We start from the raw sequence: 20,320 nt of genomic DNA, 5'->3' as shown, positions 1-20,320 counted from the left end.
GAGACCCAGTGCCCGAACTCTCCGCGAAACGGTTCATCGCCACCACCCGGGTGATCACCAGTTTCGGTTTCTACCTCACCATCCCGCTGCTCGCCGTGGTCGCGTTGCGCGCGGGGTCGATGACGGTGGCCGAAGTCGGGATCCTGCTCGCCGCGCAAGCCCTGTTCCGGCGCGGCATGGCGATACCCAGCGGCATCCTGTGCGACCGCTACGGCGGCGCGAAGCTGCTGGTGGCAGGGCTGGCGGCGGAGGCGGTGGGTTATGTGCTGCTGAGCTCGTCCATCACGTTCTCGATCTGGCTGATCGCGGTCGTGGTGGACGGGGTCGGCGGCGCGGTCTACAACACGGCGAGCCGGGTCGTGCTCGCCGAGGCCTCGGACGACGCGGCCGCGTCCTCACTCGCGGGGTTCTACGTCGCGACCAACGTGGGCGCGCTGCTCGGCCCGCTGATCGCGGCGCTGGTGGCCGACCACTCGGCGCGGATCGTGCTGGCGATGTCGGCGCTCGCCTACGTCGTCAGCGCGATCAGCGCGTACCGGCGCTTCGGCAGGCACGCCGAAACCAGGGCCGCGACCGGGAAGTCCATCTGGCACAGCACACGCCAGGCGATCAGGGATCCGAAGTTCCTCGTGTACTGCAGCCTGACGATTCCGCTGTGGTACGGGATTTCGCTGCTCGTCTCGGCGCTGCCGCTGGAAGCCAACGCCAAGCACCTCGGCTACTTCGACGTCGGCCTGATCAACTCGCTCAACGCGGCGATGGTGGTCGCGTTCGGCACCATGGGCGGCCGGTGGGTGGACAAGCTCGACCACAAGCAGCGGCTTCGGCTGCTGGGCGCGGGATCGGCGATCATGGCCGCGGGCTGCCTGGTCTGCCTCGCGCCGGGCCGCTGGTCGCTGTACGCGGGCATCCTGGTGATCACCGTCGGCGAGCTGATCAACATCTGCGCGTCGGAGGCGGTGGCCGTGCGGTTCGCGCCGAAGGGCGCCACCGGGGTGTACCTCGGCTTCATCACCACCGCGTGGTCGGTCGCCGGTGTCGCGGTGAGCCTGCTCGCCGGCGCACTGCTGGGCGGTGACCCCGCCTCCCGGACCTTGTTCTGGGTGTTCAGCGCCGGGCTGCTGGTCGTCGGCGCGGTCGCGCTGGCGCTGTTCAGCAGGGTGCCGGTGAACCAACCGGTCCCCGTGGCCGACTGACGAGTGGAGGGAGACCCGCATGCGCATCGTGCGGTTCGCACACGGTGAAAGCACCGCCTACGGTGTGCTCGAGAACACCCAAGTGTCCGTTGTGGACGGTTCGCCGTTCGGGACGCTCGCGCTGACCGGGCAGCGGTACCCGCTCGGCGAGGTGCGGCTGCTGGCACCCGTCGTGCCGACCAAGATCCTCGGCGTCGGCCGCAATTTCGCGGCAGGCGGGGAATCCGCCGAGCCGTCGGGTGATCCGCTGGTGTTCTCGAAGCCACCGTCCAGTGTGGTCGGTGACGGGGCGGCGATCGTGCTGCCCGCCTGCGCCGGTCAGGTGGATTTCGAAGGGGAACTCGCCGTCGTCATCGGCGACCAGGCCCGCCATGTGTCGCGGGAACGCGCCTACGATGTCGTTTTCGGCTACACGATCACCAATGACATCAGTGCCCGCGAATACCAGCGCTCGGACGGGCAGTGGACCAGGGCCAAGGGTTTCGACACGTTCTGCCCGCTGGGCCCGTGGATCGAGACCGAGCTCGACCCCGCCGACCTGCTGGTGCGCACGCTCGTCGACGGCGAGGTGCGGCAGAAGGGCAGCACCGCGCGGCTCATCCACGACATCCCCCGCCTCATCGAATGGCTGTCCGCGGTCATGACGCTCGAACCGGGTGACGTCATCCTCACCGGGACTCCCGAAGGCACCGGTCCGCTGGCCGCCGGTCAGACCGTGACCGTGGCGATCGAGGGGCTCGGAAAACTCGTCAACCCGGTAGAAAACGCGAAGGAGTAACACCGTGCACCTGCTGATGTTGGGCGCGTGGCCGGAACTGGCGGAACGGCTCGTCGGCCTGCCCGCCAGGGTCACCCTGATCCAGCCTCCCGGCGTCGCCACGGCCAGGGAGGCCGCGTGGGCGCACCGCTACGTCGAACTCGACTACCACGACCACGACAAGGCGATGGAGATCGCCGAGCGGATCCACCAGGCCGATCCGGTCGACGCGGTGGTGAGTTTCCGCGAGCTCGCGCTGCCCGCACTGGCGGCGGTGGCCGCGCGGCTCGGGGTCCGCAGCATCTCCGGGCCGGTGGAAACCTTGCCCAGGAACAAGAACGCGGTTCGCAAGCTGCTCAACGCGGGCGGTTGCCGGGTGGTGAAGCACCGCGTGTGCGAGTCGGCGGACGACCTCGCCGCGTTCGCCGCGGAATGCGGGCATTCGGTCGTCGTCAAGCCGTCGGTCGCCTATGTGATGGGCGGGGCGCACGGGGTGGCCGGGCCCGAGGACGTCGCACCCGCGTGGCGCCACGTCACCGCCGCCACCGAGGAGGAGATCCTCGCGGAGGAACGCCTCATCGGCCCCGAGTTCAGCGTCGAGGTGCGCTCGGTCGACGGCGAGCACGAGGTCGTCATGGTCACCGGGAAGCAGCACACCGGCATGCCGTACTTCATCGAGGTCGGCCACGTGGTGCCCGCCGCGATCGGCGCAGACGACCACGCCGCCATCGTGCGCGAGACGGTGCTGGCGCTGACCGCCGCCGGGCACGAGACCGGCCCGTCGCATGTCGAGGTGATCCTCACCGAGGACGGCCCGGCGATCGTCGAGATCAACCGCAGGCTCGCCGGTGACCGGATCTGGGAGCTGATCCAGCTCGCCACCGGCCGCGACCTGATGACCGAGGTGCTGCTCGACGCGGCAGGCGCGCCGCATTCGCCGACGCACCGGCCCGCGGGCGGCGCGGCGATCGCGTACCTCGTCGCCGACGCCGAGCGGCGGGTCGCCGACGAGCTGCCGGTCGACGCCGCGAACTCGGTCGACGGGCTCATCCGGGTCAAGGTCACGGCGCAGCCGTCGTCGATCGCGCGCACGCCCGACGCCCCGCACAGCAGGCTGGGCTACGTGATGACGGTCGCGGAGACCGGCGAAGCGGCTGCCGAGGCCGCCGAACGCGCGAAAGAGCTTGTCCTACAACAGTTGTTCGCACACTAGGAACGGTGGAAGATGCACCTGCTCGTACTCGGGGCGTGGCCGGAGCTGGCCAACCAGCTGGTCGGACTGCCTGCCAGGGTTTCCCTGCTGCAAGCGCCGGGAGCGGCCAACGCGCGTGAGGCCGCCTGGGCGCACCGCTATGTCGAAGTCGACTACACCGGCTTGGACCAGGGCATGCGGGCGGCGGCGGAGATCCACGCCGAGGACCCGGTGGATCTCGTCATCGGCCTGCGTGAGGCCTCGCTCGCCGTGGTCGGCGAGATCGCGCGCAAACTCGGCGTGCCCTCCATGCCCGGCCCGGTCGAGTCGCTCGGCGCGGACAAGGGCGAGGTCCGGCGGCTGCTCAACGGGGGCGGCTGCCACCAGGTCCCGTACCGGGTGTGCTTGCGGCCGGACGATCTCACAGCGTTCGTGAACGAGCACGGCTTTCCCGCGATCGTCAAGCCCGCCAACGGTTTCGCCAGTTTCGGCGTGCACACCGTCACCGGCACCGACGACGTCGATCCCGCGTGGGCGCATGCCAGCGACGTCGGCTTCGGCGCGGTGCTGGCCGAGAAGCTGCTGACCGGCCAGGAGTACAGCGTCGAGACGCTGTCCGTGGACGGCAGGCACGAGGTGGTCGCGGTGACCGAGAAGCTCACCACGGGCGCGCCGTACTTCGTCGAGACCGGGCATATCGTGCCCGCCAGGCTCGACACGCCCGCGCTCACCGCGGTGGGGGAGGAGGCGCTGCGCGCGCTGACCGCGATCGGGCACCGGCTGGGGCCGTCACACGTCGAGGTCATCCGCACCGAGGACGGCCCTGCGGTGATCGAGATCAACCGGCGCCTCGGCGGCGACCGGATCTGGGAGCTCGTCCAGCTGGCCACCGGCCGCGACATGGCACGCGAGGCACTGCTGCACGCCGCGGGCGTCGCCTTCGAACCGGCGAAGGTGCCGCCGAACGCGGCGGTGATCCGCTACCTGTATTCGACGGTCGACGCGCGGTGCGTCACCACGTTGCCGCACAACGCCGCCGCCGGGGTGCCGGGGCTGGTCCGCGTCGAGTTCTCGGTGGCCGGTGGCGCGCGGGTGCGGCCCGTGCTCTCGTCCAAGGGGCGGCTCGGCTACGTGCTGGTGCACGGCGTGGACTCGGAGCGGGCCGTGCAGGCGGCTGCCCAGGCGTACGACGCCGTGACCGCCGCACTGCTGCGATGACCGTCCGCTACCTGTCGCGGGCCGACCTGGAGTCCGTCGATCTGCCGATGGCCGAGGTCGTCGAAGCCGTCGAGCAGGCGTTCAGCGAAAAGGGGAGCGGCCGGGTGCTGATGCCGGCCAAGCATTGGCTGGCCCCTTCGCCCGACCGGTTCTACAGCGCGATGAGCAGCGTCGTGCCCGCGGCGGGCGCGGCCGCGTGCAAGTGGCAGGCCGGTGGCGGAAACCCTTACCTGACAGGGCTTCTGCTCCTCAACGACCACGCGACCGGCTTGCCGCGCGCGATCATGGACGCCACCTGGATCACCGCGAAACGCACCGCGGCGGCCAGTGCCGTGGTGGCGAAGTACCTGGCCGCTCCCGGCACCGGCACGGTCGGCGTGATCGGCACCGGAGTCCAAGGCCGCACCCACATCGAAGCCCTGAGCTGCGTGCTGCCCGCGCTGGCGAAGATCAGGGCGTTCGACATCGACCCGGCCGCACTCCGCCGCTACGCCACGGAAATGCGTGACCGCGGTTTCGAGGTCGTCGAATGCGCCGACGCCCGCTCGGTGTTCCGCTCGGCGGGGGTCGTCGTCACCGGCGGCCCCATCCGGCCGGACGCCGCAAGGCAGGTCACCCCCGACTGGCTCGAGCCCGGCCAGCTGGGCATCGGCATCGACTACGACTGCTATTGGACACACGCGGCCCAGCGGTCGGTCTCGCGGCTGTTCACCGACGATCTCGGCCAGCTCGAACACCTGCGGGAGTACGGCTATTTCACCGCGGCCGACGAAGCCGTCGACTTCGCGGACGTGGTCACCGGGCGGCACCGTGGCCGCCTCAGCGCCGACGAGACCGTGCTCGCCTTCCCCATCGGCGTCAGCGTCACCGACGTGACGACGGCGGTCCGGGTGCTGGACAGGGCGGAGAAGCTGGACGTGGGCGTGCTGCTGCCACTGTGAGAACCGCGCACGCCGACTGTGGCCGCAGTGCGTCGTGCTTTCCTGGCTGTGCTGCGAAGAACGCAGCAGGTGCTCGGCGATGTCGCGGTCGCCGGTGGTGGTCATGTTGCCTGACTGTTCGGCGTCGGCGACCGTGCGTTCGGCGAACACGAGCGACTGCAGAGCCGCGGGGGCCGCGGTGATGGTGGTGTCGGCGTCGTCGACCTCGGCGCGTTTGGCCAACTACTTCCGTGCCGCGCGGTTCGACCAGGACGTGACCTTCGGCGGCGCACGTTTCGCCGACATGGCCGTGTTCGACGACGCGGTCTTCCACGACTTCGTCGGCTTCAACAAGGCGGTTTTCGCGGGACAGCGCGATCTTCACCGAGACGAAACTGCTTGCCGAGGCGCGATTCCGCTACACCCGCTTCAATGGCAAAGCCCTCTTCGGCGGTTCTGAGTTCGGCCGCCACGCGAACTTCGACAGCACCCTGTTCGGCGCGGAGGTCAGCTTCAGCGACGTGAAGTTCACCGGTACCGCCACCTGCACGGGCGCGTATGCCCGGCTCGACGGGCACGACGTGCGGATCTGGCCGAACTCCTGGCTGCTCGCCACACCGCCCGCCCCGACACGGGACGGCTCCAGGACATGCCTGGTCGCTGGGGCCTCCTGTACGACCGGTGAAATGCGATCGACACGAACGCGCGACTGGCTATCGTTCAGACCTCACCCTTTCCGAATGCAGCGAGGATGCCGCTTGAGCAGTACACCGGATCTCGGTCCTCGGCCCCAACGCGTCACGGTCGACGCGGAGCAGGTGCGCCGGTTGGTCGGCGACCAGTTCCCGCAGTGGGCTTGCCTTCCGGTTCGGCCCGTGGCCGAGAGCGGCTGGGACAACATCACCTTCCACCTCGGCGACACGATGGTGGCGCGGCTGCCGAGCGCGGCCGCGTACGCCTTGGCGGTCGACAAGGAACACCGATGGCTTCCGGCGCTCGGGCCCCGGCTGCCGCTACCCATCCCGGTCCCGCTGGCACAGGGGGATCCCGGCGCGGGTTACCCGTTCCCGTGGTCGATCTACCGATGGCTCGACGGCGAACCCGCGAACGTGGATCGCATTTCCGATCCCGTCCGCTTCGCACTCGACCTGGCAGGGTTCCTGGCAGCCTTGCAGAGTGTCGATGCCGCCAGCGGCCCCCAGCCGGGTAAGCACAACTGGTTCCGGGGCGCCACCCTGCGCACCTACGACGCGCAGACCCAGTGCGCTTTCACGGCACTGGACGGCCACATCGACGTCGGCTTGGCCCGCGAGATCTGGCGGACCGCGTTGAACGCCCCTTGGGACGAGGTGGACGTCTGGTTTCACGGCGACGTCGCACCGGGGAACCTCCTGCTCGACGGCGGGGAGCTGGCGGCCGTCATCGACTTCGGGACCTGTGGTGTCGGCGACCCGTCCTGCGACATGGCCATTGCCTGGACACTGCTGACCGCCGACGGGAGCCAGGCCTTCCGCGAACGCCTGGCCGTCGACCAGGCGACTTGGGCGCGAGGACGCGGCTGGGCGCTGTGGAAGGCGCTGATCACCTGCGTACAGACCCTGGGCCGGTGCGATGAGGAGGAAGCGAACGCGCGTCGCGTAGTCGCCCGGATCTATTCCGAGTACTCCGCCGGCTGAAGGTCAAGGCGTCCGCCGTCCGTGGCTTGCCGTGCGAGTTCGGTAAGCAGCAGGGCTTCGGCGTGGCAGGCCCGTTCGAACTCCGCGAGGTGCACGCTCTCGTTCGCGCCGTGTGCGTTGGCTTCGTTGTCCGCGCCCGCGCTGGTGATCAGGATCGCCGCCGAGGGGAAGGCGGTGGCGAACTCGGCGACGAAGGGGATGCTGCCGCCGCTGCCGATGTGGACCACGTCGTTGCCGTACGCGTCCCGGTAGGCGCGCCTGGCCGCCGCGAATGCGGGGCCCGAGGTGTCGACGGCGTGGGGCTGCGCGATTTCGGTGACCGTCACCGACACCCGTGCGCCCCAGGGCGCGTGTGCGGTCAGGTGCTGGGCGAGCGCGGCGCCCGCGCGGACGGCGTCGTCGCCGGGCGCGACCCGCAAGCCGACCTTGGCTCTGGCCACCGGGACGAGTGTGTTCGACGCGTCCGCGACGGACGTGGCGTCGATGGCCAGGACGCTGACCGCCGGTTTGGCCCACACCCGCGCGGCGACGCTCCCCGTGCCGTGGAGCCCGACGCCGTCGAGCACACTCGCCTCGGCGCGGTACCTCGCTTCCGGGTAGTCGTATGCGGGAATCTCACCGCTGCGGAGCCCGGACACCGCGACGTCGCCGTTCTCGTCGTGCAGCGTGGCGAGCAGCCTGCACAGCGAAGTCAGCGCGTCGGGCGCCGCGCCTCCGAAACTGCCGGAGTGCGCGCCGCTCTTGAGCGTGCGCAGCTCGACCAGGCACGCGGCGGTGCCTCGCAGCGTGGTGGTGAACATCGGGGTGCCGACCCGCAGGTTCTCCGAGTCGGCGAGCACGATCACGTCAGCGGCGAGCCGGTCGCGGTACCGGGCCAGCATGGCGGGGAGCGTCGGTGAGGAGATCTCCTCCTCGCCTTCGATGAGCACGGTGACGCCGACCGGCGGCCTGCCTTCGTGCGCGAGTATCGCGGCGAGGTGGGCGGCGATCCCGGCCTTGTCGTCCGCGGTGCCCCTGCCGTACAGCCTGCCGTCGCGTTCGGACGGCTCGAACGGCGCACTGGCCCAGCCGCCGAGGTCACCGGCCGGCTGGACGTCGTGGTGCGCGTACAGCAGCACGGTCGGCATTCCGGGCGGGGCCGGACATGTGGCCAGCACGGCAGGTTGCCCGCCGGGGATGTCGTCGATGATCTCGACTTCCGGCACGTTCGCGTCGCGGAACAATTCGGCCGTCAGCTCCGCGCTGCGCCGCAGGTCGGTGGTGGGCGACGCGCTCACCGACGGAATCCGCACCAGCGCGTCGAGTGCGGCTCGTGCCGCGGGCAACACCTCGCCGATGTCGATCACGCGGTCCGCTCCCGCCGGTCCGCCACGGCGGGGAGGAGTGCGCCTGCCAGCACGGCGGCGGTGAGCGCGAACCCGGTCAGGTAACCGAACGGCTCGGCGACCAGGCCGACGCCGACCGCGCCGATACCGAATCCGGCGTCGTACGCCAGATTCCACAGCGCGCTCGTCGGGCCGTGGTCGGCGTTCCCGGCCCGCTCGATCATCAATGTCAGTGTCACGTTCTGCGCGGCACCGAACCCGGCGCCGAACAACGCCATGCCCGCGATCGTCGCGAGTGGACTGTCCAGCCACAACGCCAGTGCGGCACCGGCCGCCGAAACGAGCACGGCCGGGACGAGCAGCGGCCCTGAGCCACGCCTGTCGCCGAACCGCCCCGCGGCGAACCGCGCGGCCGACATGGTCAGCGCCTGGACGAGCAGCGCGACGGCGGCCGGCCCGCGCGTCTCCGCGGGCACGGCGATCGGCAGGAAGGTGGCGAACACCCCGGCGCCGAAGGTGATCGCGGTGAAGATCACTGTCGGACGCGCTAGCCCGCGGGTGCGGAAAGCACCCACCACAGAACCTGGGCGCCCGCGTTCACCCGGCTTCGCGGGAAGCGCGGGCAGCACCACGAGCGGCGCCAGCGCCACCGCGCCTGCGACGGCGAACACCGGTGTGAACCCGAACCGCTCGCTGAGCCAGATCCCGGCGGGCAGCCCCACGACCGCGGGCACACCGACCACGACGCCGTACAGCGCGAGCCCCTCGGCGCGACGTCGCCCGGGGACCAGTTCGGCGGCGAGTGCGCTCCCGACGACCACGACGATCCCGAGCCCGGCGCCCCGTACCAAGCTCACCACCAGAATCAGCGTGGTCGCCTGCGCGAGGATCAAGGCGAGCGCGGGCACGCCGAGCAGGACGAGACCGAAACCGAATGTCGTCCGGTGCCCCAGTCCCGCCAAAAGCCGTGGCACGGCCAGCTCCGTCAAGACGGTGGACAGCATCATCGCCCCGGTGGCGAGCCCGGCGCCGAAATCACCACCTCCCGCGCCTGCCGCGTACAACGGGACGACGGAGACCAGCAGGTAGAACCCGCTGAGCGCGCCGAACGCGGCCACCAGCAGCAGCGTCAGCCGCCTGGTCAGCAGCGGGGGAGCGACGGAACCGAGTGACATGTCATCAGCGTGCGCGCGAGTGGCGGGTGAGCACATCGGGCAGATGCCCCATAGTGATCCTTAGACTCGGCCAATGGGGTTCGTGGAACGGGATCGGGAGCTCGGCGAGCTGCACTCGGCGTTCGAGCAGGCGCGTGAGGGCGCACCGGTTACCGTGATCGTCGCCGGTGACGCCGGAGTGGGGAAGTCGAGCCTGATCGGCCGGTTCGCGGCAACGCTCGGCGACGCCGCCAGGGTGCTGCGTGGCGGATGCCTCGACCTCGGCGCGGACGGTCTCGCCTTCGCGCCGTTCACGTCGATGCTGCGTGATCTGGTCGGCGAGCTGGGGGTGGCAGCGGTCCACGAGTTGCTGCCCGGCTCGGTGGCAGGCGAACTCGGGCGGTTGCTGCCGGTACTGGGCGTGCCGCCTGCCCAGGACGCGTTGGCCAGGGCGCGGCTGTTCGAGCAGGTCCTGGGTTTGCTGCGGACGTTGGCGGCAAAGCGGCCGCTGGTGCTGCTCGTCGAAGACATCCACTGGGCGGACCAGTCGACCAGGGAGCTTCTCCTGTTCCTGGTCGGGAATCAGCGCGCCGTGCCCGCCTCGCTCATCGTCGTCACTTCCCGAACCGATCTCGCACGTTCCCACGCCGCGCGCTTGTCGCCGTCGGAACTGGAACGGACCGGCTGGACGCGCCGCCTTGATCTTCGGCCGCTGTCGAGAAGGGGTGTGACGGCGCAACTTCGTGAACTGCTCGGACACGAACCCGAGGTCGGTCTCGCCGACGATGTCTTCACGCGCAGCGAAGGCAACCCACTGTTCGTCGAAGCGCTGCTGAGTGCTCGTGACCATTGTGGATCGGCGGTGCCGCCGTCGATCCGCGACCTGCTGCTCGCCCCGCTGACACGATTGCCCGCACAGAGCCAGGAAGTCGTGCGCGCGGCCGCACCCTGCGGTGTCCACATCGGACACGAGTTGCTGGCCACCGTGACCGCGCTCGGCGAGCCGGAGCTGGTGGCCGCACTGCGTCCCGCCGTCGCCGCCCGGCTGATCATGGCCGACGGCGACGGTTATCGGTTCCGGCACGCGTTGATCCGTGAGGTCGTCCTCGACGACCTGCTGCCCGCGGAACGTGCCCGGCTGCACCTTCGTTACGCCGAAGCACTCGAACGCGATCAGTCGCTCGCGCTGCCGGGACAGGCCGCCGCGCAGCTCGCCGGGCATTGGGGCGCGGTCGAGCGCAAATACCCCACCCGGGCGTTGACCGCGGCTTGGCGTGCCGCGGCGGACGCGGGCCGCTCGCTCGCCCACGCCGAACAGCTGCACATGTTCACCGAGGTCGCGCGGCTGTGGGACGCCGTGCCCGACGCCGAGGAGCGTCTCGGCGTCGACCGCGCCACCGTGCTCGCCATGGCGGTCGACGCCGCCGGAGCGGCGGGTGACGTGACCCGCGCCTTGGCCTTGCTCGAGACCCTGCTGGCCCAACCGGAGGCCGAGCCTGCCAAGAAGGGCCGGCTGCTCGTGCGCCGAGGTGAGCTTCGGCACGCACTCGGGCAGTCAGGAATCGAGGACATACGTGCGGGCGTCGCACTGATCCCCGCTACCGATCCGGCCGCCGCGGCGGCGCTCGCGACGCTCGTCTACCGGCTGCTGACCGTGCCTCTCGACGACGAGGGACGAGCGGTCGCCCGTGCGGCCGTGGTGGCGGCCCGCAGGTCCGGCGACACCCGTGCCGAGGTCACGGCGACAGCCGACCTGGCCTATTCCCACGCCAGGGCAGGCGATCTGGACGCCCGGTTGCCCGAGCTGGAGCGAGCCCGTTCGATGGCACGGCGTCTCGGCGACGACATCGCCGAGCTGCACGTGTTGCGCCGGGAAGCCGACGTACTGCAAGGCGCCGGCCGGTATACGGAGGCGATGGCGGCGGCCCGCCGCGGCCTCGACGTCTGCGCCAGCGCCGGGCTGGCGCGCACAGCGAGCCCCATCCATGCCGCCAACCTCGCCGAGTCGCTCATCGCGCTCGGCGACTGGGACGCGGCGGCCGACACGGTCGAGCACGCACTCGGCCATCCGCCGGTCCCCGGCCTCGACGCTTACCTTCTGGTCCTGCAAGGCACGATCCGGCTGGCCAGAGGCGACCTCGTGGGAGCGAAGGCAGCGGCCGCGTATGCGCGCGAAGTGTTCGCGCACGGCTACCCCGACACCCAGGACCTGCTGCCGCTGACCCGGCTGGAAGTAGACCTGAAACTGGCCGAGCGCTCGCCGGAGGAGGCAGCCGAATCACTGGCCGAAGGATTGGCATTGCCGCACGTGGAAGCGAGCCCGCGTTACCTGTGGCCCGTCTTGGTGTCGGGAGCGAACCTGCCTGGCCTGCTTCCCCGGCTGCGGCCGATCGCCGACCGGTTGCCCGTCGTCGGCCCCGTGCAGCGGGCACACCGCCTCACCTTCGGCGCGACGGCCGAGCCCGATCAGGCGGCATGGGATCGCGCCGCGGCGGCCTGGGCCGAGCTGGGTGAGCCTTACCCGCAGGCGCGGGCCTTGATGGCGGCGGCATCGGCCGCGGCCGAGACCGGAGCCCACGATCACGCGGTGACCCGCCTCCGTACCGCCACCGCGCACGCCGACCGGCTCGGCGCCACCCCGCTGCGTGCCGAGATCGACGCTCTGGCGGCGGCGCTCCGCCTGTCGCTGACCGAACCCGGCGGTCCGACCGGCGCCCGACACGGCTTGACCGGCCGCGAATTCGAGGTGCTCCGGCTGCTCGCGGACGGCCTGACCAACCGTCAGATCGCCGCGGAGCTGTACATCTCGGCGAAAACCGTGAGCACCCACGTGTCGAACATCCTGACCAAACTGGAGGTGCCCGGCCGCGTGCAGGCGGCGATGGCCGCTCGCCGGCTCGGCTTGTTGTCCACCGAGGACTGACAGAATCGGACGTGTCCATTTCGGTTTGAAAAGCTCGGACCATGTGCGCGGCGAAGCGCCGGGAGGCCGCGATTCGTGCTTCCAGCAGTACCGACGTGGATACCGCTGCTGGCCATGATCACGAGGATGAAAGTCATCCAGGACCAGCTCGCAGAGCTTCCCACCGCGAGGCGAAAGCCTGCCAGGGACCGGGGCCGGCGAGCCCTTGGTCCAAAGTGGATCGCCATGCGAGCACATGCTCGGTGAACACCGCGGTGGCGAGCATTTCCTTGGTCGGGAAATGGCGGTAGACGGTCGCGGGCCCGACCTCGGCATGTCGAGCGATCTCGCGGATCGGGGCGAAGAAAGGCCTGGACCGCATCTCCGAACGCTGGCGTGCGCACGGCTTCGATCTCGACCATACGAGGCTGCGATATTTCGGTACGTGCAACGAACCGGCTCAGTATCTGACCGAACGCGGCTGGCCCTGAACGCCATCAGAACCCGGGGCCTGTAAGCCGCCAACGACCTTCTGCCACTGCAGGACGACGACTTGCGCATGGGCGTGCTCGGTCTTCGGTAGCACGAGGAAAATCCCTGCGGAAGTTACTCTCAATCTTCGTCAAGTCAGGTTGTTCGACCTTAATTCGTTCTCTGGTGCGCAGTCGCGAACTGATGCCGAAGGTTACGCCATTCGCGTGTTGGACGATGAGACTGTCTGGGTGGACGAAAATTTCCGGGGTAGGCCAGCTTGCACGCGTCGCTATCACCGCGAATTTCTCGAAATCGAGTTTCCCGACAGCCTCCTTCAAGGTTCGGCATAGGTTGTCCGACTTTTTCTGGCTGTGTGGCTTGCTCTTGTGTGCATAGTAATCCTTCCGGACAGTGGGATCGGCGAACAAAAGTTCGGCCATCGGCAAGGTTTCCCGAAAATGGATTTAGTAGTGCGCTTCGCTCGCAGGTTGTCACCCACTCCGACGCCGGACGAGTTCTCTACTCGACAGGTCATGGTTGTTCACCACCGAGCAACGTGGTGTGGGTCGCGGTCATGACCTGGTGGTGTAGATCAGGAGTGTGGATCGGCGGGGGACTGCGGCGAGCAGGATCCGGTCGTGGGCGCGCAAGCCGTAGCGGGTCCGCAGTGGCGCGGGGATTTGGATGTAGCCCGAAGGGGCAAGGGTGAACACGCCACGGGGTCGCGACGGATGATCACTGCGCCGTCCTCGGCGGTGATCGTCAGTGGCTCGCCAGGTATCCAGCCAAGTGCGTGCAGCACGGCCTGGTCCGACACTCGGCCGGACGCGTCGACTTTCGCCATGGCGCAGGTGACGGGAATCGGGCCGGTCGCGATGGGCTGGCTGAGCCGCGGCGCCCAGGATCCGAGGACTACCTACGCGAACTCATGCACGCCAGACGCGATGCTGTTCACCAGCTCTACGCCGCTGTCCGCGACCGGTCGGGAGCCCGCAGGCGGAGCCTGCCGCTGTCCGCGATTGACCTCACCGACGAGGGACGCATCCTGACCTACCTCACCGATAACGATGAGGGTGAGGAGGAGATCAACCTTGTCTCAGCAACGCCGCGCAAGCTCGTGGCCATTCTTGCCGCCACCCTCGACGAGCTCTAGGTATCTCGCCGGCCGCAAAATGGTGTTTCCCGCTACGCTCACGGCGGGCGTGGATGGCGCCGTCTCGCTGGTCATCGACGCGAACATGGTTGCTGCACCCTGAATAGCGGTCGTGAACCGGGCCCGTTCGCTCGCGGGCGCTTGGAATAGGCAGCGATACCGATTGGGGTGTCCTAGGTTGACGATAGGCATCAAGCTCGAGCGTCGTCAGGGCACGGCGAGCGCTGCCCTGACGACGCTCGCGGCTACTGGAGCGTTAACCTCACTTGCGCGATCGGCCTGAATCACCACGGTCAGGTCGTCGCGGAGTTCGAACTCGCCACGGGTGCTGGAGTACCCACCGGTGAAGCAGCGCCGTTCTTTTTGGCCTCGATTTCGAGGAGAAGGAACGATGCGACTCGTTCCGGACTGCCTGACGGCAACCAGGAGTAGAGCATGACCGGCGCGCAGCGATATTTCTATGTCGACGAGGTGGCTCGCCTCGTCAGCTGGAGGGCTGGGGACTTTCGAGCGAAGCCGATCCGGGATGCCCGAACACGAGCTGGTTAATTGCTACGAATTGCCGAAGGGGTTCTTGACCCATTTCGTGTAGTACTTGGTTCCGTCGACTGAACCGTAGTACATGATCCGCACCCACGCCAGAGGTTCGCTGTAGCCGAGGTACATGTTCTTGTAAGCCTTGCAATTGGCGGTGTAGCGTTCAACGCGCATAATCACCGGCGCCAGTGCCTGGGCTGACTCGCCCGACGAGTTGATGAGCATGACCTGCAAGCGGGCAATCGCCTCATTTGAGTCACGGGTGTTGTGGTCACACAGCTGTACGTCGATGTTCTCAAGTCGATGTACGTTATCCCATTGGCCGCTCCAGTCGACGCTGAGGCCTCCGCCGTCGCTCGAAGGGAATTGGGAGGCCATCGCGGGCATTGATTGTGTCACGGTGAACAACAGTGAAACGACGGTAAGCAGTAAAAGTTTGACAAACCTGGATCTTGATTTTCGCATTTGTTTCGATCTCCCCTGCGTAGGATACGGATCTAGCGAACAAACTCTTCCGGGTAGGCGTGGCATGCCGTTGTGCCGGTCGAAGTAGGACTACACAAAGTAACCCTGATCATGGTCACTCCGCCGACCAGGTTGGGATCGCCCATGTCGAAAGCGAAGTCCAAGCCCCATCCGTTGCTCGCCATGGCGGTTCTGGTCTGTGTAGCGCCGACTTGGTGGCCTCCGGCGAAAGCCTGGAACCTCGCCTGAAGCCAGGTGGTTTTCGGGGTGGTGTCCGAGCTGACCCGGCCGGAGATATGCACCATCCTCGCGTACCAGGTGATCCAGCCGTAAACATATGACGGATCGGGGCAGGTGGGGACGTCGCAGATCATGAAATACTTCTCTGTGGCGGCGACACCGGTTGGTGCTGGCTCCGCTCCCATGACTGGACGCGGAAGCGTAGCCGACGCCGAACCGGTTGACATGAGCATTGCTGCGCCTGTGGCGGCGAAAACCGCGCGGATCGCAACCTTGCTGAACAGGGACACATCCTCACCTTCCTGTGGCTGACCGTCGCGGAACAGGGCATCGTCAGCGGGTCATCGCGTCTGGGAGGTCGAACCCCAGGCGTACCAATCGCCGGTGTGGCTGCTGGTCACTGTCGCCTCGGCGCGGAACGTGTAGAGGCGGCTGAGGCCAGTGAACTTCGGCGTCCAGCACCGCGTCTGCCCCGGTAGCACCTTGCCATTTCCTCCGGGGCTGTCACACGAAATGGATCCCTGGAGACCGTCGCGGTACCGGGTAAGTACGGCGTCCGCCCACTGACTGGTCGTCAGTGGGTTATTGAGCAGCACAAAACCCCAGTATTTGTAGTCGCTGTCACGGCACAGCTGGATCTTGCCGATTGCTACATTTCCAGTTTGTGTCCTCAGGTAGGCGCGGTCTACGACTACGCCGTAGGTATTGCCGAACTGGCAGTCCGGCGCGGCCGCGGTCTGTGCCGACGCTGACGGCACCAGGCTCACCAATGCCACGACCGTGCTTGTCAACGCGCCCAGAACCTTCATCATGATTTGCGTCCTTTCCGACATGTGCGACGACGAGATATGAGGCGGAGAGCGATGCGCGTCGCCGTGACCTCTCCAAGTTGGTGTACTGAGTGTGGCCGCCTGTCCGCGCTGTATTTGCTGCCTCCAGCTATCTTCCGCGAATGTGACGACTCTGCAGTGCAGAATCTGTAACCGGGAAGCATCTGATTCAGTTCACATCTCACGTGTGATGAGTACTACCCGCGTCCAGGATCCGGCTGCGTCAGCCGATGTAGATATGGACGTGCCAGGTCACTCGTCTCTGCCATCACGTTCGGCGCGGCGCTTACCTCTGGCACAGGTGGAGTCTCCGGGGGTTCGTGGACTGGCAGGTACCCAATGCTCAGGTCGGGCTGTCTGCTCACCAGATTCGGCATCCCGTCCTCGGTTAGATCACGGCAGTGTGCACGGATCGTTGAACACGATCTCCGGCTGCGGTGGGTCTGGGTCGGTGGCATCAGAGTCAACCGGGGCATGCCGGAGGCAGCCGTAGACACCGGTAACAGGCTGACTGTGAACACCGCCGCGACGAACGCGCTCGTCCTGCGCCACTTCCGACGCCCGTTCAGCTGCGTTTTTGGTGGTGGGCACCATAGGTCTCAACGGTTGGTCGTGGGACGGTCATAGACGGTCTCCCCCTGATCTCCAGATCCCCGGTAGGTCCGGGGCTGCCACCCTGGTCGTGCCCGAAAAGTGGGTATGGGTTTGACTTGGGTGATTGCTTCACCTGTCTAGCCGCAGGCTCGGCGCCACACAGTGACCCCTCCCGCCGGCGTCAAGCATCCACGGCGCAGCACGCCGGCGTCAAGCATCCACGGCGCAGCACCCCTTGGGATGGGAGGAATCCGGGGATAGGTCCGCTGTCGAACCGGTCACCGGGTTCGTGTACCTCCGCGCCGGACTAGCGGATCGCCTCTGCCGCTCGGGTCGAAAGCCGAGCGGCAGAGGCCGCTGCCGTGGGAGAACTGTCCGGCCATCGTCAAGGTCGAGATACGGCCGGTCAGCTCATTTCTTGACCGGGTAGGACTCGGGTGCGCCATCCTGTTGATCAAGTCGTGCCTTCCTCGATCGAAAGCGCCGAAAACACCGCACCGACCAGCTTCGCTATCTCAGTCACAAGCGATCATGGCAGCCCTAGCAAACCCGTCTGGCCGGGGACTCGCCGCACCATCACCGAAAGTGCGTCAGAGCCGAACATTTTACAGGCCCACCTGCGAGCCTCCAGTTCAATAGATTCCCCGAGTGACAACTATCGGCTGTCGTCACAGTGACGAGGGGCAGGCCTTGTTCTTGCGGAGCTTTCGGGCGAAGTGCGCTGGTTGTAGCGGGTGCTCGTTGGCCTCAGTCGTCGACGTGGGCGCGACCTGGGCGGAACCTGGGCGGAACCTGGGCGGGTGCCGTCGCACTATGAGCGAACTGCACCCGGACACTCGACGGGGTGGCAAGCCTTGCGAAGGCCCCAGCGGATGAGGGCTGCAGCGATCATGGGAAAGGAATCACTGATGGCTCGGACTCGCCATATGCGAAATGCCGAAATGTTCTCCAGTCGATTAAAGAAGCTTCTGGTCATCGTCGCCGGAGCTTTCGTTGCAGCAGCGTTGATCGTGCCGACGTCAGCTTCTGCTGCGAACGCGCAGTGGACGGTCAACGCCTACAGTGGCAGTACGCTGCGCGCCAAAGCCTATGGAGACTTTGCCAACAACGGCGGGGTATACGCCACTGCCGGTATCAACTACGTTGACATGCTCAACAATGGAAACCCGGTCTTCGTTGAAGTGCACTGGTCGTTTTGGCGAACCCCGGTTGGCGGTTCCAATCCGGTATGGATTGCCGAAGAGAAATATAAGCAGACTGCCCGTACTGAACGCATGAAATATGTGCCCACGAGTTTGTCAAAAGGGCTGCGCAGTGATTCTAATAGAGTGCGTGCGATAATCACAGTGTGTGAAGATAGGAATCTCAATTTTGACATCTGCTCCGATCCGGCTATCGTAGCCTTCGATTACTGATCGGGTCGCCAACCTGATGCCTACCCTGCCCCCGGGAAGCCTTTGCCGGTAGCAGGGGTGTTGAATCCGACCCGGGTAAAGGCTTCGTCCGTGGGGGCACCGCCAGTTCGACCTTCGAGTCTCACCGTCAGTCGCGGCTTGGTAGTGGCATGGCGCATGTTGGGCCTCACGACCTGGTGGTGCCGAACGACACGGCGTACATATCGGCTTGGAGATCACTGGCGTCGTATGGCAGTGGTCTCCAGGTCGGACAGCGGTTCGCTCTCCTGCGAGACTGAGCAACTCCTCGCTGACGCGCGCCGGACCGTGCCTTTGCGGTAGACCGAGAACACCACAACCTGGTCGCGTAACTCCTCGATGGCGTCCTCGAGGTCACAGATCGGGCGACTTCCCCGCCGTGCATCTGGGCGGAGGAAATGACGCGGCTGAGCTTGCGGTAGTCGTCGACGTCGCGGACGAGCGCCAGCAGGTGCTCGTCGCCGGGGTCGGCGGGACCGGTACGCGTTTGGGCATGCCGAGAGAGTTCGGCGCCGTCCCCGACCCGCATTCCGGCACTGATGGATGACAGAGTCGGTGAGCAGCAGACGCGTGAGCTCCAGGTGTGACTCGCACACCACGGGGCCCTGTTCGGTCGCCGACCAGAAGGTGCCCGAGCGGTGCTTCCGTCCCCTGAACCAGCGGAAAGAGCGCCACGGCTCAGCGCTGGCGGCGACTTCGCTGTCAAGCACCGAGCCTGGCAGCGGAACATCCAACAACACCGCACCCGCGGTGGTGCCAGCAGCTCGGGTCGACGCCACGACCTACACATCGGCGCGGAACCGGTTGCGGGTGAGCCGCCGAGGGTGGCACGAGGAACACCGTTGGAAGACCGAGGGGCTGTAAACGTTCGGTGCAGCTCCCGATCATGCAAGTGCACCGCCGTACGGCGGTCTCCAGCTGACCAGGGTTGCCCTGATGGAGGGCGGTTCTAACCGGGTTCTCACCGGCCTTACCCACTCACGAGTCGCAGGGCTGGCGGAAGGGCATGCCTGGGAAGTAGTCGCGTCAGTCTTTTGGTGTCATTGTGCCTGCGCCTTGACGGCAGATCGCCGCGCGGGCGCCCTCGCGGGTCAATTCCCAGCGCCACCACCAGACGTCGGGAGACGCGGTTGCGACGCTGATGCCCGCGATCGATTTTCCGTCATCCGAGAACCTGATTGATGGCCCATTGTTGGCCATGCCGGGGAACTCATGCAGTTTCTTGATATTCGCCAGGTCGGCGATATCCCAGATGATCAGTGCCCCGTCCACTCCCGATGACGCCGCCAGTTTCTCCTCGGAATTGACCGCCACAGAGGCGGACGCGCCAGGGTGGGCGTGCACCTTCGCCAGCATCTTGGGTGGCGTGACACGGAGATCCCAGGTCGCCAGCTCACCGCCGCCATCGAAGGTGACCATGGCATGTCTCTGCGGCAGCAGTGTCACACGGAAGGACCGGTGCTCGGATTCCTTTAACGATATCGAGTATTTCACCACTGGGTTTTCCGGCTGTGCCAGGTCGAGGACCTGAGTGGCCGCATTTCCCGGGTCCAGCGATGTCCCGATGACGAATTGACCTGTCGAATCGAATTCTGCCCCGTGCGGTGCGGTGCGCACGGTCGAAAGGGGGCGGGGGAACCGGGTATCCGCCAGGTCCCACATCAGCCACCGCCCGGTGTCATGGGCCTCGTGCGGCTTCGTCTCCTGGTTCGAGTCACCCGCCGACGCCGACGCGGCGGCGAGCCCCGGCGACTCGCTCAAGGCCAGCCGCGACGCGGTGCTGACTCAAATGGTGGTGGGCGGGCTGGTCTTCGGGCTGATCACGGGTGCCGGCGCCTACCTGCTCGGCGACCTGATCCTCGAGCTCGCCGCACCCGGCCTCGGCTACACCAGCCTCGGCTTCGCACTCGGCGTCGGGCTGATGAACTGGATGTTCGGCGCACTGGCCTACGCCGTGACGGTGTCCGCGTGGGGCGCTGGCTGATCGTGGCCAGGCTCTGGCTCCCGTTCACCGGCCGCCTGCCGTGGCGGCTGCGCACCTTCCTCGAAGACGCCTGCGACTGCGGCGTGCTGCGCCGATCCGGGCCCGTCTGGGAGTTCCGCCACGAACGTCTGCAGCGGCACCTGTCCGGTCACTCGTGCGCGTCGCGGGCGGTGAGAACCGCCCGCAACGCGCACGAGCCGGTCATGCCGGGGTCTGGCAGGAGGTGAAGGCGGTGTTGGTCTGCGCGGCGTAGATGAGCGCGCCCCCGTC

19 protein-coding genes are annotated in these 20,320 nt (G+C 67.4%); 12 read left to right on the top strand and 7 right to left on the bottom strand.

Annotation, left to right across the window (positions count from 1 at the left end):
* The first annotated feature begins 8 nt into the window (after nt 1–8).
* The 7 genes from ACFV15_RS29010 to ACFV15_RS28980 all read left to right on the top strand — a co-directional run bounded on the left by ACFV15_RS29010 (nt 9) and on the right by ACFV15_RS28980 (nt 6,959).
* Nucleotides 9–1,196 carry an MFS transporter gene (locus ACFV15_RS29010; protein WP_378354027.1) on the top strand — a complete coding sequence of 396 codons (1,188 nt, stop codon included), beginning with the start codon at nt 9–11 and terminating at the stop codon, nt 1,194–1,196.
* A gap of 19 nt (nt 1,197–1,215) precedes the next feature.
* Nucleotides 1,216–1,974 (top strand): fumarylacetoacetate hydrolase family protein, encoded by a 759-nt coding sequence (locus ACFV15_RS29005; protein WP_378354025.1) that lies wholly within the window; start codon nt 1,216–1,218, stop codon nt 1,972–1,974.
* A gap of 4 nt (nt 1,975–1,978) precedes the next feature.
* A complete protein-coding gene (locus ACFV15_RS29000) occupies nt 1,979–3,166 on the top strand; it encodes an acetyl-CoA carboxylase biotin carboxylase subunit family protein (protein WP_378354024.1) in 1,188 nt (395 codons plus the stop codon).
* Nucleotides 3,167–3,178: 12 nt separating this feature from the next.
* Entirely contained in the window at nt 3,179–4,363 is a 1,185-nt protein-coding gene (locus ACFV15_RS28995) for an ATP-grasp domain-containing protein (protein WP_378354023.1), read from the top strand.
* The gene (locus tag ACFV15_RS28990) at nt 4,360–5,304 is read left to right on the top strand and encodes an ornithine cyclodeaminase family protein (protein ID WP_378354021.1); all 945 of its coding nucleotides are present in this window, start codon (nt 4,360–4,362) and stop codon (nt 5,302–5,304) included. Before ACFV15_RS28995 ends, ACFV15_RS28990 begins: the two co-directional genes overlap by 4 nt.
* Nucleotides 5,305–5,482: 178 nt before the next feature.
* Nucleotides 5,483–5,743, top strand: a complete 261-nt coding sequence (locus ACFV15_RS28985; protein WP_378354020.1) for a hypothetical protein — start codon at nt 5,483–5,485, stop codon at nt 5,741–5,743.
* Nucleotides 5,744–6,023: 280 nt separating this feature from the next.
* Nucleotides 6,024–6,959 carry an aminoglycoside phosphotransferase family protein gene (locus ACFV15_RS28980; protein ID WP_378354018.1) on the top strand — a complete coding sequence of 312 codons (936 nt, stop codon included), beginning with the start codon at nt 6,024–6,026 and terminating at the stop codon, nt 6,957–6,959.
* On the opposite strand, the gene ACFV15_RS28975 is transcribed toward ACFV15_RS28980, so the two are convergent.
* Both ACFV15_RS28975 and ACFV15_RS28970 read right to left on the bottom strand, forming a co-directional pair.
* Nucleotides 6,935–8,305: a M20/M25/M40 family metallo-hydrolase gene (locus ACFV15_RS28975; RefSeq protein ID WP_378354017.1), complete on the bottom strand. Its 1,371-nt coding sequence runs from the start codon at nt 8,303–8,305 to the stop codon at nt 6,935–6,937. The two genes, ACFV15_RS28980 and ACFV15_RS28975, sit on opposite strands and share 25 nt — an antisense overlap.
* On the bottom strand, nt 8,302–9,459 hold the full coding sequence (locus tag ACFV15_RS28970; protein WP_378354016.1) for an MFS transporter: 1,158 nt from the start codon (nt 9,457–9,459) through the stop codon (nt 8,302–8,304). Before ACFV15_RS28970 ends, ACFV15_RS28975 begins: the two co-directional genes overlap by 4 nt.
* Nucleotides 9,460–9,532: 73 nt before the next feature.
* On the opposite strand from ACFV15_RS28970, the gene ACFV15_RS28965 reads away from it, so the two are divergent.
* Nucleotides 9,533–12,361: an AAA family ATPase gene (locus ACFV15_RS28965; protein ID WP_378354014.1), complete on the top strand. Its 2,829-nt coding sequence runs from the start codon at nt 9,533–9,535 to the stop codon at nt 12,359–12,361.
* A 133-nt stretch (nt 12,362–12,494) separates the two neighbouring features.
* Here ACFV15_RS28965 and ACFV15_RS28960 read toward each other — a convergent pair whose 3' ends face one another.
* Nucleotides 12,495–12,722, bottom strand: a complete 228-nt coding sequence (locus tag ACFV15_RS28960; RefSeq protein WP_378354012.1) for a TetR/AcrR family transcriptional regulator — start codon at nt 12,720–12,722, stop codon at nt 12,495–12,497.
* Between the two features lie 885 nt (nt 12,723–13,607).
* Here ACFV15_RS28960 and ACFV15_RS28955 point away from each other — a divergent pair.
* Nucleotides 13,608–13,967, top strand: a complete 360-nt coding sequence (locus tag ACFV15_RS28955; RefSeq protein WP_378354010.1) for an ESX secretion-associated protein EspG — start codon at nt 13,608–13,610, stop codon at nt 13,965–13,967.
* 552 nt (nt 13,968–14,519) lie between these two features.
* On the opposite strand, the gene ACFV15_RS28950 is transcribed toward ACFV15_RS28955, so the two are convergent.
* The 3 genes from ACFV15_RS28950 to ACFV15_RS28940 all read right to left on the bottom strand — a co-directional run bounded on the left by ACFV15_RS28950 (nt 14,520) and on the right by ACFV15_RS28940 (nt 16,021).
* Nucleotides 14,520–14,912, bottom strand: coding sequence for a hypothetical protein (locus ACFV15_RS28950; RefSeq protein WP_378354008.1), 393 nt, complete (start codon nt 14,910–14,912; stop codon nt 14,520–14,522).
* An 89-nt stretch (nt 14,913–15,001) separates the two neighbouring features.
* On the bottom strand, nt 15,002–15,499 hold the full coding sequence (locus ACFV15_RS28945) for a hypothetical protein (RefSeq protein WP_378354006.1): 498 nt from the start codon (nt 15,497–15,499) through the stop codon (nt 15,002–15,004).
* 51 nt (nt 15,500–15,550) lie between these two features.
* Nucleotides 15,551–16,021, bottom strand: coding sequence for a hypothetical protein (locus ACFV15_RS28940; protein WP_378354004.1), 471 nt, complete (start codon nt 16,019–16,021; stop codon nt 15,551–15,553).
* A gap of 1,520 nt (nt 16,022–17,541) precedes the next feature.
* Here ACFV15_RS28940 and ACFV15_RS28935 point away from each other — a divergent pair.
* Nucleotides 17,542–18,048, top strand: coding sequence for a hypothetical protein (locus ACFV15_RS28935; protein WP_378354002.1), 507 nt, complete (start codon nt 17,542–17,544; stop codon nt 18,046–18,048).
* A 1,044-nt stretch (nt 18,049–19,092) separates the two neighbouring features.
* Here ACFV15_RS28935 and ACFV15_RS28930 read toward each other — a convergent pair.
* A complete protein-coding gene (locus tag ACFV15_RS28930; RefSeq protein ID WP_378354001.1) occupies nt 19,093–19,683 on the bottom strand; it encodes a hypothetical protein in 591 nt (196 codons plus the stop codon).
* A gap of 58 nt (nt 19,684–19,741) precedes the next feature.
* Between ACFV15_RS28930 and ACFV15_RS28925 the strand changes: the two genes are divergently transcribed.
* Together ACFV15_RS28925 and ACFV15_RS28920 are read left to right on the top strand one after the other, a co-directional pair.
* Nucleotides 19,742–20,050 (top strand): hypothetical protein, encoded by a 309-nt coding sequence (locus tag ACFV15_RS28925; RefSeq protein ID WP_378353999.1) that lies wholly within the window; start codon nt 19,742–19,744, stop codon nt 20,048–20,050.
* Complete coding sequence (locus ACFV15_RS28920) at nt 20,035–20,277, top strand: hypothetical protein (protein WP_378353997.1); 243 nt, start codon at nt 20,035–20,037, stop codon at nt 20,275–20,277. Before ACFV15_RS28925 ends, ACFV15_RS28920 begins: the two co-directional genes overlap by 16 nt.
* Nucleotides 20,278–20,320 lie beyond the last annotated feature (43 nt).

This window comes from Amycolatopsis sp. NPDC059657, assembly GCF_042734395.1.
Classification (GTDB): Bacteria; Actinomycetota; Actinomycetes; order Mycobacteriales; family Pseudonocardiaceae; genus Amycolatopsis.
The sequence above is the reverse complement of the archived record's forward strand: the minus strand, read 5'-3'. Positions and strand labels throughout refer to the sequence as shown.

Coding starts and splice junctions, on each gene's coding strand:
- ACFV15_RS28965 (WP_378354014.1), top strand. CDS start 9,533: ATGGGGTTCGTGGAACGGGATCGGGAGCTCGGCGAGCTGCACTCGGCG.
- ACFV15_RS29005 (WP_378354025.1), top strand. CDS start 1,216: ATGCGCATCGTGCGGTTCGCACACGGTGAAAGCACCGCCTACGGTGTG.
- ACFV15_RS28980 (WP_378354018.1), top strand. CDS start 6,024: ATGCAGCGAGGATGCCGCTTGAGCAGTACACCGGATCTCGGTCCTCGG.
- ACFV15_RS28935 (WP_378354002.1), top strand. CDS start 17,542: ATGGCTCGGACTCGCCATATGCGAAATGCCGAAATGTTCTCCAGTCGA.
- ACFV15_RS28990 (WP_378354021.1), top strand. CDS start 4,360: ATGACCGTCCGCTACCTGTCGCGGGCCGACCTGGAGTCCGTCGATCTG.
- ACFV15_RS28995 (WP_378354023.1), top strand. CDS start 3,179: ATGCACCTGCTCGTACTCGGGGCGTGGCCGGAGCTGGCCAACCAGCTG.
- ACFV15_RS28940 (WP_378354004.1), bottom strand. CDS start 16,021: ATGATGAAGGTTCTGGGCGCGTTGACAAGCACGGTCGTGGCATTGGTG.
- ACFV15_RS28960 (WP_378354012.1), bottom strand. CDS start 12,722: ATGCGGTCCAGGCCTTTCTTCGCCCCGATCCGCGAGATCGCTCGACAT.
- ACFV15_RS28970 (WP_378354016.1), bottom strand. CDS start 9,459: ATGTCACTCGGTTCCGTCGCTCCCCCGCTGCTGACCAGGCGGCTGACG.